This window comes from Gallibacterium salpingitidis (assembly GCF_030517105.1).
Lineage (GTDB): Bacteria > Pseudomonadota > Gammaproteobacteria > Enterobacterales > Pasteurellaceae > Gallibacterium > Gallibacterium salpingitidis.
Map to the genome: position 1 here is coordinate 2,223,923 of NZ_CP103875.1, position 15,268 is coordinate 2,239,190.

Annotated in this window: 14 protein-coding genes and 1 pseudogene; 5 read left to right on the forward strand and 10 right to left on the reverse strand. The window is 35.8% G+C overall.

The window, feature by feature from the left end; all coding sequences use genetic code 11:
• Window positions 1–47 precede the first annotated feature (47 nt).
• Complete coding sequence (gene araG / locus NYR30_RS10640; RefSeq protein WP_302501048.1) at window positions 48–1,550, forward strand: L-arabinose ABC transporter ATP-binding protein AraG; 1,503 nt, start codon at window positions 48–50, stop codon at window positions 1,548–1,550.
• A 22-nt stretch (window positions 1,551–1,572) separates the two neighbouring features.
• Window positions 1,573–2,547, forward strand: a complete 975-nt coding sequence (gene araH, locus NYR30_RS10645) for an L-arabinose ABC transporter permease AraH (RefSeq protein ID WP_066112956.1) — start codon at window positions 1,573–1,575, stop codon at window positions 2,545–2,547.
• A gap of 61 nt (window positions 2,548–2,608) precedes the next feature.
• Here araH and ilvY read toward each other — a convergent pair whose 3' ends face one another.
• A complete protein-coding gene (gene ilvY, locus NYR30_RS10650; RefSeq protein WP_302501051.1) occupies window positions 2,609–3,490 on the reverse strand; it encodes an HTH-type transcriptional activator IlvY in 882 nt (293 codons plus the stop codon).
• 167 nt (window positions 3,491–3,657) lie between these two features.
• Between ilvY and ilvC the strand changes: the two genes are divergently transcribed.
• Complete coding sequence (ilvC, locus tag NYR30_RS10655; RefSeq protein ID WP_066108224.1) at window positions 3,658–5,136, forward strand: ketol-acid reductoisomerase; 1,479 nt, start codon at window positions 3,658–3,660, stop codon at window positions 5,134–5,136.
• 188 nt (window positions 5,137–5,324) lie between these two features.
• A pseudogene (tnpA, locus tag NYR30_RS10660) lies at window positions 5,325–5,748 on the forward strand (IS200/IS605 family transposase).
• 155 nt (window positions 5,749–5,903) lie between these two features.
• Here the strand turns inward: tnpA and araD are convergent.
• The 9 genes from araD to yiaK form a co-directional block, all read right to left on the reverse strand.
• The gene (gene araD, locus NYR30_RS10665; RefSeq protein ID WP_066108227.1) at window positions 5,904–6,599 is read right to left on the reverse strand and encodes an L-ribulose-5-phosphate 4-epimerase; all 696 of its coding nucleotides are present in this window, start codon (window positions 6,597–6,599) and stop codon (window positions 5,904–5,906) included.
• Window positions 6,593–7,453 carry an L-ribulose-5-phosphate 3-epimerase gene (locus NYR30_RS10670; protein ID WP_066108230.1) on the reverse strand — a complete coding sequence of 287 codons (861 nt, stop codon included), beginning with the start codon at window positions 7,451–7,453 and terminating at the stop codon, window positions 6,593–6,595. Before NYR30_RS10670 ends, araD begins: the two co-directional genes overlap by 7 nt.
• Before the next feature lie 21 nt (window positions 7,454–7,474).
• Window positions 7,475–8,122, reverse strand: a complete 648-nt coding sequence (locus NYR30_RS10675; RefSeq protein ID WP_066108234.1) for a 3-keto-L-gulonate-6-phosphate decarboxylase UlaD — start codon at window positions 8,120–8,122, stop codon at window positions 7,475–7,477.
• A gap of 33 nt (window positions 8,123–8,155) precedes the next feature.
• Entirely contained in the window at window positions 8,156–9,640 is a 1,485-nt protein-coding gene (locus NYR30_RS10680) for an FGGY-family carbohydrate kinase (RefSeq protein WP_066108237.1), read from the reverse strand.
• Window positions 9,641–9,714: 74 nt separating this feature from the next.
• The gene (locus NYR30_RS10685; RefSeq protein ID WP_066108240.1) at window positions 9,715–10,692 is read right to left on the reverse strand and encodes a TRAP transporter substrate-binding protein; all 978 of its coding nucleotides are present in this window, start codon (window positions 10,690–10,692) and stop codon (window positions 9,715–9,717) included.
• Window positions 10,693–10,707: 15 nt separating this feature from the next.
• Window positions 10,708–11,988 (reverse strand): TRAP transporter large permease subunit, encoded by a 1,281-nt coding sequence (locus tag NYR30_RS10690; RefSeq protein ID WP_066108245.1) that lies wholly within the window; start codon window positions 11,986–11,988, stop codon window positions 10,708–10,710.
• Window positions 11,985–12,467 (reverse strand): TRAP transporter small permease subunit, encoded by a 483-nt coding sequence (locus NYR30_RS10695; protein ID WP_066108247.1) that lies wholly within the window; start codon window positions 12,465–12,467, stop codon window positions 11,985–11,987. The genes NYR30_RS10690 and NYR30_RS10695 overlap by 4 nt, the downstream gene beginning before the upstream one ends.
• Before the next feature lie 10 nt (window positions 12,468–12,477).
• Window positions 12,478–12,945 (reverse strand): NanQ anomerase/TabA/YiaL family protein, encoded by a 468-nt coding sequence (locus NYR30_RS10700; RefSeq protein ID WP_066108249.1) that lies wholly within the window; start codon window positions 12,943–12,945, stop codon window positions 12,478–12,480.
• Window positions 12,946–12,980: 35 nt separating this feature from the next.
• Entirely contained in the window at window positions 12,981–13,979 is a 999-nt protein-coding gene (gene yiaK / locus NYR30_RS10705; RefSeq protein WP_066108254.1) for a 3-dehydro-L-gulonate 2-dehydrogenase, read from the reverse strand.
• A gap of 209 nt (window positions 13,980–14,188) precedes the next feature.
• On the opposite strand from yiaK, the gene NYR30_RS10710 reads away from it, so the two are divergent.
• Window positions 14,189–15,016: an IclR family transcriptional regulator gene (locus NYR30_RS10710; RefSeq protein WP_066108259.1), complete on the forward strand. Its 828-nt coding sequence runs from the start codon at window positions 14,189–14,191 to the stop codon at window positions 15,014–15,016.
• Window positions 15,017–15,268: the final 252 nt, after the last annotated feature.

The window sequence follows — 15,268 nt, forward strand, 5'->3', positions numbered from 1 at the left end:
CTATTTCCAGTATTTAATAACTGGAAATAGAGGTATCAGGAGGGAATATGAATGATAAAATTAAATTATTAACTTTCCATAAAATAAGCAAAATATTTCCTGGAGTAAAAGCACTTTCTAATATTACTTTTGATGTAAAAGCTGGAAGTATTCACGCATTAATGGGTGAAAATGGTGCAGGAAAATCAACACTCTTAAAAATATTAAGCGGATTATATCAACCCGATGAAGGTGAATTAAGATTAAATAATGTTCCTATCGTAAATAATAATACAGCAAAGGCATTAAAGAATAGAATTGCGATTATTTATCAAGAATTAAATCTTATTCCAGAATTAACTGTTGCTGAGAATATTTATCTTGGCCAATTTCCAATAAAAAATGGTTGTGTTGATAAAAAACTTTTAAATCAAAATGCTAAACAAATTTTATTACGTTTAGGTGAAACTATTTCTCCTGACACTCCATTGAAAGAACTATCTATTGGGCAACAACAAATGGTAGAAATTGCGAAAGCACTCAGTAGAAAAGCACAAGTTATTGCTTTTGATGAACCAACAAGTAGTCTTTCTAATCGAGAAATTCAAAACTTATTTAAAGTTATCCGTGAACTTCGTGATAGCGGTTGTATCATTATTTACGTCTCACACCGTATGGAAGAAATCTTCTCTTTATGTGATGCCATCACTATTTTTAAAGATGGTACACATGTGAAAACTGAATATGATATTCATCAACTGACTAATGAAAAATTAGTGAGCTTAATGGTTGGTCGTAATATCAACGATATTTATCACTATACACCTCGTGAATATCAAGGGCCTGGTTTATTTGTCAAAAATCTAAAAGGGGAAAAACTCTCCTCAGAAGTATCATTTTCCGTACAAAAAGGAGAAATCTTAGGATTATTCGGATTAGTTGGAGCTGGTCGTACCGAACTATGCCGTTTGATCTTTGGTGCTGATCCAAAACAACAAGGTGAAATCTTTTTTGAAGATCAAAAATTACAAATTAATAGCCCTAAAAATGCTATCAGTTATGGTATTACTTACTGCCCTGAAGATCGCAAAGCCTGCGGTATCGTGCCAATTCTATCGGTAAAAGAAAATATTAATATGAGTGCTAGACCAAATCATTTAAGTCTAAACACTTTTATCCAAGAAGACTGGGAAGATATTAATGCTAAAAAACAAATCGCTGCATTGAGAGTTAAAACCCCATCAGAATACCAATTAATCGGTAACTTATCAGGTGGTAACCAACAAAAAGTGATCTTAGGTCGTTGGCTTTCATTAAATACCAAAGTGATCATTTTAGATGAACCAACAAGAGGTATTGATGTTGGCGCTAAATCAGAAATCTATCAATTTATCTACGAACTTGCGAATAAAGGCGTCTGCGTCATTATTATCTCCAGTGATTTACCTGAAGTTTTAGGCTTATCAGATCGCCTATTAGTGATGAAAAATGGGGCAATTACTGGGGAATTAGCTAGATCACAATTTAGTGAAGAAGCTGCCCTTAAATATGCAATGCTAAACAAAAATTAAAGAATTACTGAGGAGAAAGTTTATGACTACCGAAACCCTTACGCGTACTCACAACAATTTTAATTTATCTCGCTTTTGGGATAAATTTGGCATGTTATCTATTTTTGCCATCATTTTTATTATTTGCCTATTATTTATTCCTAACTTTTCATCTTTCGTCAATATGAAAGGACTTGGCTTAGCCATTTCTATGAGTGGTTTAGTCGGTTGTGGAATGATGCTTTGTTTAGCAGCTGGTGCATTTGACCTTTCCGTCGCATCTGTTATCGCCTGTTCTGGTGTAGTCTGCGCTGTCGTCATCAATGCAACAGGAAATGTTCTTGTTGGCGGTATAGCTGGAATTGCTATGGGAATCATCTTTGGTTTAATTAATGGATTTATTGTTGCCAAACTAAATATCAATGCATTTATCACTACACTTGCTACTATGCAAATTGCTCGTGGTTTTGGTTATATCATCTCTGATGGTATTGCAGTCGGTATCAAAGAAGAAAGCTTCTTTGCTCTTGGTAACACTAATATTTTTGGTATTCCTGTACCTATCTGGTTAACTATTATTGCTTTTATTATCTTCTCAATCTTATTAAATAAAACATTATTCGGTCGTAATGTTCTCGCGATTGGTGGTAACGAAGAAGCTGCAAGATTAGCCGGTATCAATGTAACCAAATACAAAATTATTATCTTCACTATTTCTGGTTTAATGGCAGCTATTGCCGGTGTTGTGTTAGCAGCCCGTATGACTAGTGGTCAACCAATGACATCCATAGGTTTCGAATTAACCGCTATTTCTGCTTGTGTATTAGGTGGGGTTTCTTTAAATGGTGGGATTGCAAAAGTTTCTTACCTTATTGCGGGTGTACTTATCCTTGGCACCGTCGAAAATGCGATGAACTTATTAAATGTTTCACCATTTGCGCAATACGTTATTCGTGGTTTAATCCTTATCATCGCTGTTATCTTCGATAAATATAAAAATATTTTCATCAAAAATTAAATTTCTAACTCTAGCTCCTAAACTAAGCCTGGTTTACCCATTTCAAATGGGTAAACCTTTTTTATTTCACCAAACTCCGCCAAAACGCATTTACCACAGGGTTTTGTAGATTTTTTTGATTGACACATACACCTAAAGAAAGGAAATCAATACTAGGTTCAATGTTTAAATAGGTGATTTGTGTATTCATTGGGTTATGAGCAATAACAACATCTGGCAATAATGCTAAACCAAAACCCATTGCGACCATCGGCACAATCCCTTCGTGCCCTGCCACAGTGGCATAAATCTTCGGATGTTTAATGCCTTTTTGTTGAAACCACTGCCCGATTTTTTGTCTAGCAGGCCCTTCCACCGGCACAATAAAAGGGATCTCTTGCCAATTAATTGGTGTTTGCTGCAACAACTGATTAGCTACACAAGCTACTTTTGGGGCAATTAAAGAAAAAGATAACAAATCAATACGATGGAAAATCACACTATCCGGTAATTGTTCCGGTTCCCCGGCAATGGCTAGATCAACCTGTCTATTTTGCACTTGCTGTACTGCTAACGCAGGATCAGCTGTCGTTAGCTGAATTTCTACTTTCGGATGCTTTTGTCGAAAACGCGCTAAAATTTCCGGTAAATGGCTATAACTTGCTGTCACAGAACAAAATAGACGAATTTCACCAACTAAATCCATTGTATTTGGTTGTAGTTGTTGCTGTAACAATCGCCACTCTTGCAATGTTTTTTCAGCAAATTGGTAAAATTGTTCCCCTGTCGGCGTCAATTCTACCGAACGGTTATCGCGCCAAAATAATGTTTTGCCAACTTCATCTTCTAATCGTTGAATTTGACGTGAAAGGGTTGATGGACTGAGATGATTCAATGCAGCAGTTCTCGCAAAGTTTTTACTTTCGCAAAGATGTAGAAATAATTTTAGTTGTTGAAAGTCCATATTGTTATCCCATCAAATGGTTTTGTTAAAAATATTGCATATATTGCAATTACAGATTCCAATAATATCAATTTACGCAATAAAAAAAAGGCTTATACTCAAATCATAACAGTTATTTACTGACTTAAGTAAACACAATTAATCTATTACGACTCACAGGAGTATTTATGGCTAACTATTTCAATACATTAAACTTACGTCAAAAACTTGATCAATTAGGTCGCTGCCGTTTTATGGATCGTAGCGAATTTGCTGATGAAGCAAACTTCTTAAAAGGTAAAAAAGTAGTCATCGTAGGTTGTGGTGCACAAGGTCTAAACCAAGGTTTAAATATGCGTGACTCTGGTTTAGATGTAAGTTACGCATTACGTAAAGAAGCGATTGCTGAAAAACGTGCTTCATTCCAACGCGCTTCAGAAAATGGTTTTGTAGTAGGTAGCTATGAAGATCTTATTCCTCAAGCTGATTTAGTCATCAACCTTACCCCAGATAAACAACACAGCAGTGTTGTAAAAGCAGTAATGCCACTAATGAAACAAGGGGCAGCACTAGGTTACTCTCATGGTTTAAATATTGTTGAAGTTGGTGAACAAATTCGTCCAGATATTACTGTTGTAATGGTTGCACCAAAATGCCCTGGTACCGAAGTACGTGAAGAATATAAACGTGGCTTTGGGGTGCCAACGTTAATCGCTGTTCACCCAGAAAATGACCCTAAAGGTGAAGGAATGGCAATTGCTAAAGCGTGGGCAGCAGCAACTGGCGGTCATCGTGCTGGTGTATTAGAGTCATCTTTCGTTGCTGAAGTAAAATCTGACTTAATGGGTGAACAAACTATCCTTTGTGGTATGTTACAAGCTGGTTCATTAATTTGTTACGACAAATTAGTTGCAGATGGCAAAGATCCTGCTTATGCAGCACAATTAGTACAATATGGTTGGGAAACCATCACTGAAGCATTGAAATTAGGTGGTATCACCTTAATGATGGATCGCTTATCTAATAGTGCAAAATTACGTGCATTTGAACTTTCTGAACAAATCAAAGCAATGTTAACCACTTTATTCCAAAAACATATGGATGACATTATTAGCGGTGAATTCTCTGCAACAATGATGGCAGACTGGGCAAATGGCGATAAAAACCTACTTACTTGGCGTGAAGAAACAGGTAAAACTGCATTCGAAAATGCGCCTAAATATGAAGGAAAAATTAAAGAACAAGAATACTTCGATAATGGTGTATTAATGATCGCAATGGTAAAAGCTGGGGTAGAACTTGCTTTTGATACTATGGTTTCTAGCGGTATTATCGAAGAATCTGCTTACTATGAGTCTTTACACGAATTACCATTAATCGCCAATACCATTGCTCGTAAACGTTTATACGAAATGAATGTTGTTATCTCTGATACCGCAGAATACGGTAACTATCTATTTGCTAATGTTGCAACACCAATTATGCGTGAAAAATTGGTACCTCAATTACAAAAAGGTGATTTAGGTGAAGCAACACCAACAGTAGAAATTGATAACATTACATTACGTGATGTCAATGATGCAATCCGTAATCACCCAATCGAAAAAGTGGGTCAAAAACTACGTGGTTATATGAAAGATATGAAACGTATCGTGGTGGTTGGTTAATCTATAAGCTCTACATAAAAAATAGTGGGAATGATCCCACTATTTTTTATTATAGCCAGACAATGTCTGGCTATAAAAACCATACGCTATGCGTATGGAATCAAAAAGCTTAAGCGGTGAACAAAAAAATCCTCCGATATAATGAAAAAGGCTGACAACCAAACTTCATAATATAGGAGGAAATGCCAATGGTAAGTAAGACCAATGACGACTCAAGTCTATCACACACAAGATGGAACTGTAAGTATCATATTGTTTTTATCCCCAAATTTCGTAGAAAGGCAATCTATGGGAAATTAAGGATGGATATAGGAAGTATATTGAGATAATTGTGCAATTACAAAGATGTCGAAATAATAGAAGCACATGCGATGAAAGATCATATTCATATGCTGGTAAGAATCCCCCCCCCCGAAGCTGGCAGTGTCGAGCTTTATGGGCTATTTGAAAGGGGAATCATCATTGATGATATTTGAAAGGCATGCGAACTTGAAATATAAGTATGGAAATCGGAATTTCTGGGCAAAAGGGTATTATGTGAGCACAGTAGGTTTAAACACGAAAGTTGTAGAAGAGTATATCAGGAATCAAGAAAAGGAAGATATGATTTAAGATAATTTATCGAAGAAAGAATATGTAGACCCCTTTAAGGGGTAAATCACAAAGTTATTAAGCGGTTGTCAGTATTCACATGCCCCTTGAGGGACATGTGAAGTTTTAGGCCCTTATAGGGTAGCCGAAAAACCGCACGTTTCACGTGCGGATTGTTATTGTCCGTAATAAGCATTCTTGCCATGCTTACGTAAATAATGCTTATCGAGCAACACCTGTTGCATCGAATGAACTTGTGGGTTTAATTGGTAACTCATAAAATTCATACAAGCAATTTCTTCTAAAACTACTGCATTATGTACTGCATTATGAGGATCTGTTCCCCAAGCAAACGGACCATGTGAATTGACTAAAACAGCTGGGATGTCTTTTGCCTCGATACCTCTTTTATGAAAAGTTTCCACAATAACTTTCCCTGTTTCTAACTCATATTCACCTTGAATTTCTTGTTCTGTCATCTTGCGTGTACATGGAATAGCTCCATAAAAATAATCAGCATGTGTGGTACCTAAAGCGGTTAAATCTAACCCTGCTTGTGCCCAGGCAGTAGCATGTCTTGAATGAGTATGAACAATCCCTCCAATTGTTGGAAATTGGCGATAGAGTTCTAAATGCGTGGGGGTATCAGAAGAAGGTTTTTTATTCCCTTCAACAACTTTACCTGTTGTTAAATCTACAACAACCATATCGTCAACCGTCATTATATCGTAATCAACACCGGAAGGTTTAATAACCACTAATCCGGATGCTCTATCAATACCACTAACATTCCCCCAAGTGAAAGTGACTAAGCCATATCTAGGTAAATCTAAATTTGCTTCAAATACCTGTTGTTTTAATTGTTCTAACATATAATGCCTCCTTCTTGCATGTGATGCTCTATCCAACGTCTTGCATTAATAATTTCTGTTATAGGTTCCTCTGCTTTTTCAGTCCACATCTCAATTAAAAAAGCACCTCTATAATTTAAATTTTGTAATGTTCTAAATACATTAACAAAATCTACACACCCTTTACCAAAGGGCACATCCCTAAATTGTCCTTTGCAAGTTTTAGTAACAGCAAAAGTATCTTTTAAATGAATAGCTGCAATACGATCGACACCTAATGTTAATTCTTTAGTAACATCATTACCCCATGCAGTTAAATTACCAACATCTGGATACACTGTGAACCATGGGGAAGCAAAACGTTTATCCCACTCTTTCCACTTCGTAATAGAATTCATAAATTCAGTATCCATAATCTCTACGGCCAACATCACTTGATTAGCTGCAGCCCTTTCTATTGCCCAAGCTAAACCTTCTGCAAAACGATTTATTGTACCTTCATCCTGTTCTTCGTAATACACATCATAACCAGCCAATTGAATAGTACGGATCCCAAGATCCACGGCCAATTGAATTGCTTTTTCCATAATGCTATAAGCTTGTTGGCGAATATTTTCATCACGACTACCAAATGGAAAACGACGATGTCCTGATAAACACATTGATGGAATAGTCACTCCAGTCTCAAGGATCTCTTTGACAATTTCCAAACGTTGTTCCTTACTCCAATCCAAACGGCTTAAGCGTTCATCGGTCTCATCAATAGAAATTTCAACAAAATCAAATCCACAAACCTTTGCTACTGCTAAACGCTCCTTCCATGTTAAATTTTTAGGGAGTGCCTTCTCATAAATACCTAACTTATGCTTTCTCATGTTATCTCCTACATAAATTATCTATGACCAATTTTGTTTGATTGCTTGTTGAAACTCTTGAGCCATTGCTGCACCATGTTCCCCAGTTAATCCTCTACCAGCAATAAAAGCTTTAACATTAAATTTATTAAATAACGCTAGTGTTTCCGGTTCAATACCTCCAGTAATAGAAAGCTGTAACCCTAAAGACGATAGTTTCTCAATTTTCTCTAAATCAGCTTCAGTCCAACCAATTCCAGCTAACTCTGCATCTCGAGGACGGTGATAAATTGCTTGAGTAATACCTAAATCTACCCATTGTTTTGCATCTGCATAAGTCCAATGTCCATACAATTCGATTTGAATTTCACCACCAAATTGATCCGCTACTTTTTTACTTGCTTCGATTGTCGCAATATGTGCTGCTGCGGAAACCGTTATCCAATTGGTACCAGCTTCAAACGCCATTTTTGCCAATACCGAACCCGCATCTGTCGCTTTCATATCGCAAACTAAAATATGTTTCGGATATTTTTGTCTTAATTCTTTTACAGCTGACATACCTTTAGAAAAGGCAAGAATTGTACCAACCTCAATAATATCGATATAATCCTTTACTCCCTCAACACTGTTGATTGCTACATCCATATCTTGGCAATCTAACGCTAATTGCAATAATGGTCTTGTCATAACATCTCCAAAGTATTTTTCCTAATAAAATCATTACACTAATGTTTTTAAAGCATTAACAAATTGAGTATAGCGATAGTATTTCTCTCGATATTTTTCATGTGCCGACCAGTCTGGTGAAACAACTAAGACTTCATGTTGTAATTGTTGTTGCGCAGTTGTAAAGTCCGGATATATTCTGCCACCAACCATAGCAGCTAATGCAGCACCTAAGCATCCTGTTTCCGACACGATAGGAATTTCAATTGGTAATCCGCTTAAATCTGCAAGCATTTGCATCCACACTTTTGATCTTGCCGGACCTCCAGTTAATCTTAAAACTTTTGTAGTAGGGAAACGTTTCAGCACTCGTTCCAAATGAGTCATTAAACTAAAAAGCACACCTTCATAAACAGCTTGCAATAAATGTGCTGTGGTATGAAGAGACTGCAACCCATAAAAACCAGCACTCATTCCCAACCCAGCATTAGAACCATATAAGAAAGGAACAAACAAAATACTACTCTCAGCCTTTGGTAGTTCCTCTATCATTTGATTAATTTCGTCATAACTTAATTGTGGCCACTGTTTAGTAAACCACTCTAAATTTGCTGCTGATGTCGGGCTTGCTTCATGCACTAAAAATTGATTTCTTTGTGCATAACGCCCATAAACGAAAGGAAGTTTCTGTGACTCATCAATATAATCTGTAATTCCACTGACAACAGTCCACGTACCTAGAACAACATTTAACTTACTATTCTCTCCTTTTTGTTCACATTGGATACCTGAACAAATAGCAGTAGAAACTACATCAAATAAACCTCCCATTACTGGAGTTCCAACAACTAATCCAGTTTCTTTCGCTGCCTTTTCTGTTAAATAACCTGCTATTTCTGACGATTGTATGATTGGTGCAAAACAAGGTATTACTTCTTCAATTCCTAATAAGGAAGCAAGTTGGGTGTCATATTCACCTGTTTGCATACTATAAAGATTAGATTCAGAAATATTCGTTACCTCACAAGCTATCTTTCCAGTTAAACAAAAACGTAGATAGTCATGAGACATAAATACTGTACCAATATTACTATAACATTCTGGCTGATGTTCTTTTAGCCAGCGTAAAATAGATACTGGATGCCCAGTCCAAAGCGTCTGACGAGTAATTGGATACAATTTTTGTGGAATGTTTTGCTGTTGCCAATTTCTAACGATATCTAAAGAACGTTGATCAGATGATAAAATACCACGACCTAATGGCCGTTGTTGTTTATCCAGCAAAAATACCCCTTTTCCTTGTGCAGAAATACCAACACCTTTGACTAAACCTGGAGCAATATTACTCTGTTGTAAAACACCTTTAATAACACCTGCACAACTAGACCATAATTCGTTTAAATCTCGCTCAGCCCATCCTTGATACTCATTAATTACTGTCAAATTTTTTCTAAAAGTACCGTACTCTTGCCCGTTATCATCATAAATACCAGCTTTGATAAAGGTGCCACCACAGTCTATTCCAAGCCAAAATGCCATTATTGCTCCCTACTATAATCAGGAGAGAGAACACATCCCCTCTCCAAAACATTTAAATAATGAATATGGTGAAATTATTTTGCTAAAGCATCGACCGCTTTAATAAGAGCATCACCATTTTTCTCAATAAAGAATTGACGTACAGGTTGTTCAACAATCGCCTTGAATGGTTGGACATCAACATTCTCAACAACTTCAACTCCAGCTTGTTTCATCTTATTTAAAATCTCAGCTTCTTTCTCTGCGTTAAGTTTACGCTGATACTGTCCAGCTTCTTGTGCAGCAGCAACAATGGCTTTTTGTACTTCAGGTGAAAGAGAGTCAAATTTAGCTTTATTCATTACTACAATTAGTGGGGTATAACCATGGTTAGTTAGTGATAAGTATTTTTGTACTTCATAAAGTTTTGCTGACCACACAATACCAATTGGATGTTCTTGAGCATCTACCGCCTTAGTTTCTAATGCTGTATATAATTCAGATAATGGCATTGGCACTGGATTTGCACCTAATAATTGGAAGGCTTTAACATACATAGGATTTTGATTGGTACGAATCTTTAACCCTTTAACATCATCAGGTTTATTAATTGGACGTTTAGAGTTAGTCATTGAACGGAAACCAACTTCCCAGAACGCTAAACCTTTAAGGCCTTTATCTTCTAACTCTTTAAGTAGTCCTTGCCCAATCTCTCCATCTAAAACACGATATGCATGTTCTTTATTTTGGAAAATAAATGGAATATCAATAACATTCAAATTAGATACTAAGCCACTAAAATTAGGCGAACCAGACATTTCAATATCAATCGTACCACCGCGAACACCACTAATCATTGCTTGTGCATTACCTAATGTACTATCTGGGAATAAGGAAAGTTTAATTTCCCCTTTAGTCTTTTCTTTTAATAATTCATCAAATTTTTTGGCTGCAAGATGTTGTGTATCACTTCTCGGTGCTTCATATCCAAAACGTAATGAAGTTGCAGCTTGAGCACTTACCGCAGCAGCAATTAAAGTTAAACTAGCAAAAAGAACTGTTAATTTTTTCATTTTTTTCTCCTTAAATTAAGGTTGTAGCCAATGGAAAGGCACTAAGACAAGAGCAGGAAAGAAGATAAACAACATCAACAATCCCAATAACATTGTCATATACGGTAAAATTCCTTTTGCTGCCTGATCAAAAGGCAACTTAGAAACCCCCGTAATAACATTCAATACATTACCAATCGGTGGTGTAATCAAACCAATAGATGTATTCAGAATAAATAACACACCAAAATAAACAGGATCGATACCGGCTTCATCAATCAAAGGCATTAACACTGGTGTAAGAATTAATACTGTTGGTGTTAGATCCATCACCATACCAATAACAAATACAGCAACCATAATCACTACTAATAGCATTGTTGGTGAATCTAATAACGGTTCAAGTAATTCCGTGATTTGTTGTGGTAATTCAGCGATAGTAATTAACCAACCTGATACTTGAGCAGCTGCAACAAGTAACATCACCACTGCGGTAGTTTTTGCGGAAGCAACTAAGACTTTATAAAGTTGAGAAATTTTTAGTTCACGATAAATAAATAATGATACAAATAATGCATAGAACGCAGCTACCGCACCTGCTTCTGTTGGTGTAAATATACCTAAACGGAATCCTCCAATAATGATCACAGGTAGTAATAATGCCCAGATACTATTTTTAAAAGAAATACATAACTCTTGTTTCGACGCCTTTGAGAAGGTCATTAAATTTAAACGTTTTGCCTGCCATGCCCAAAGAAGCGCTAAACATATTCCCATTAAAATACCCGGGAAAATGCCTGCTAAAAAAAGTTTTGTAATAGATACGCCACTACTAACACCAAAGATAATAAATGGAATTGATGGTGGAATAATTGGGGCAATAATTCCTGCTGCACCAATAAGTCCTGCAGAACGATTTATCGGATATCCTGTTGTCTTCATCATAGGAATCAACATTGCTGCAACTGCTGCCGTATCTGCAACAGCTGAACCAGATAAACTCGCCATAATCATTGCTGCGATAATAGCAACAAATCCTAAGCCTCCACGTTTATGACCAACCAACTTCATTGGCAAATCAATGATACGTTTAGACAACCCTCCCTCATTCATAATCTCACCAGCCAAGACGAAAAATGGAATAGCAAGTAAGGAGAAACTATCTGCGCCACTAACTAAATTTTGTGCCAAAATTTGTGGATCAAAAACATCGAGATGAAACATTAATGCCACAGAACATACAATTAAGGAAAAAGCGACAGGAATACCTAAAAAAATACTTCCTAATAAGACAACGAGAAAAATAAAGATAGTCATACTTTTTCTCCTTTAAAAAAGATCACTGTATTTATCAACAAGCGAGATAGCAGTAAAAGTCCTACACATACACTCATTAGCACACTTGCTAAAAAACTAATGCCTGTTGGGATACTAGAAATTGGAGAAAGGTTATGCCAGTTAATAATCATCTGTTGATAACTACCAACAAAAATGAGATAGCAACAAGCCAGCATTATTACATCAGTACTTAAACTCAATAAACTCCGACCTTTTGCCGATAACTTCTCTGAAAGAATTGCAACATTTACATGAGAATCTTCCATAAAAGCTAAAATAGCCCCTAAAAAAATGACCCAAACAAATAAAAAACGAGATAATTCTTCTGTCATAGTAAAGCTAGTATTAAAACCATAGCGAAGTACGACATTCCAAAAAACTAAACAAGACATCACTGCTAACATAACAGCAACACATATCTCTAATAGCTTTTTAATATATAAACTGAAACTCTCCATACTCCCCTCTTTATTTCAATAAATCTATTGAAACCTTCACTACAATTTTTCGAATAGATGAAGAATTTTGATAAATACAAGCTGGTCTATGAATATCTTGTGGAAAAAACACCGCAAAATTACCAGGATTCATAATCAGCATCGTTTCATTTTCAACATCTTTATAAAATAAAATATCTCTATCTGAATCATAAGGTTTGGCAATTTCTAAAGGAGGTGGGTTTACAGATACACCAATCATCTCTACACCACTATGTAAATATTGAACATCTAAATAACGTTCATGTGCTTCAGGTAACAATGTTGATTTCTCTTGAGTAACTAAATCTAACACTTGAGCAAAAATAACATCTCCCTCAATTGGGTAACGCCCAACTTCTAATTGTTCGAAATCAGTTTGTTGTAGAAATGCTAATGCCTTCTGAATTGCAGCTGGATAATGACTAAATTCCACTTGCTTAATATGTCCAAAAAACATATACACCTCCTATAAAAAATTGAATTAGTTAATACCTATAAAGATTTGAGTTTTTGCCATACAGTGTCATCTACAGGGATACCATTTGCTTTGTTATCCGCTAGCAGTGTTGTGAATTCATGCCCTGGTAACCGCACTTCTACATTTGGATCGGCACGTTCTGCTGTTTTTACATATTCAATGATGCGATTTAGTTTCTCATCTTTGGTCTTACCATCAATTAAGCGATCTACTTCAATAGCAATAAAAACTTGAGAGACACAATATTCGTCATCTTTCTCCTCTGTAACTTCTGCTACAGATAGTCCATTAGAAAGTAATGTTGCAATCATATCGAGTACTATTGATAACCCAGATCCTTTCCAGAATCCCATTGGTAATAAACGACGATTACGTTCAATCGTTGCAGGATCACGCGTTAAATTACCATTATCATCAAACCCTGCATCTACAAACGTTTGACGTCCCGCTAAACGATTTACCTCTAACATTCCATAGGAATACATTGAACAAGACATATCTACCATCGTAATAGGATTACTAGGAATAGCGATAATAAGAGGGTTAGTACCAATACGACATTCCTTTGCTCCCCATGGTGGCATCACTGCAATCGAATTTGTCCAACAAATTCCGATATATCCTTTCTCTGCAGCCTGCCAACCATAACCACCACCACGCATCCAGTGATTTGCATTTTTTAATGCAACTACGCCAATACCAAACTCATCAGCAATATTCATTGCACGATCCATCATTTTTTTCGCGGTTAAATTCCCGATGGCTTGATGAGCATCCCATTGTTCAATTGCTCCTAAAGATAAGACTTTTGTCGGTTCAGCTTCTGGATGAATATCGCCCTTCTCTAACTGTTGAATAAATCTAGGAAAACGATTCACTCCATGGGAATAAACTCCAGCTTGTGTTGTATCAGCAAACATAGTTGCACATGCCTCAGAAGTTTTTTCACTTACTCCTCTTGATAACAACACACGTTTAAACTCAGCTTTTAGCTCTTCATAACTAACTCTCATATTCTCTCCTTAATATTTCATATTGTGAAATGATATTTCGTATAATAAACTTAACTTAGAGTTAGTCAATCAACAAAATTATGTCTATTTTATATTTGTGATCTACTTCTCATTAATTTTGTGATTTAAATAGCAGCAGATTTTAAAAAGGCATAGTAATATATTGGTAATAAATAGAAGCTGTCATTGATAAAGAGAGTTAGATAGAAATGAATCAAAAAAATGAAACAATAAAAAACATGGAGGAAAAAGTTACAGGAAGTCAAAGCTTAGTGAGAGGATTGCATCTTCTTGATATTTTAAGTAATTATCCGAATGGTTGTCCTCTAGCACGCATTGCAGAACTCGCTCAACTAAACAAAAGTACAACGCATCGACTTCTACAAAGTTTACAATGTGCAGGCTATGTTAAACCTGCTCTCGCGGCTGGAAGTTATAGGCTTTCTACAAAATGTCTGGCATTAGGACAAAAAGTTCTTTCTTCTATCAACATAATCAATGTTGCAGCTCCCCACTTAGAACAATTAAATCTAACTATCGGTGAAACAATAAACTTTTCATATCGTGAAGATGATCAAGTGATTCTTATTTATAAACTTGAACCAACTACAGGTATGATTAGAACCCGTTCATATATAGGCCAATACATGCAACTTTACTGTTCTGCTATGGGAAAATTATTTTTGGCTTATGATTCTTCAATTAAATTGGCTGACTATTGGGAAAGAAATCAAAATATTATTCAACAACTCACATTTAACACCATTACTAATCTATCAATCATGCAGCAAGAGCTTGTTTTAATTAGACAAAATGGTTTTGCAATGGATCGTGAAGAAAATGAATTAGGCATCTCTTGTATTGCTGTTCCTGTGTTTAACTTAAAAGGTAAAATCCAATACACTATCTCTGTTTCACTATCCACTATCAAATTAAGCCAATTAGGGCATGCTCATATACTCAAGCCCCTTCTAGAAGCGGCCCGAAATATTTCAGAAGAACTAGGTTGGACAGATACTAACACCCCATCCATTTAATCTTTTATGTATCCACATCTATTTAGTTATAACTAAATAGATGTGGATTTTCTCACTCTCATACAGCATTCATCCCTATTCTATCAACGTTTGAATATTAATTTTGTTACTTATTTATTAATTTAATTAAAAAATAAAATAACATTTTTCTTTGAAGTTTATCACAAATTTAAAATTTAAATATTTCAAAAAGCAAAATAAAATTTCATAATAAGAAACGAATACAAATTAAACACCATATAAGGATCGACT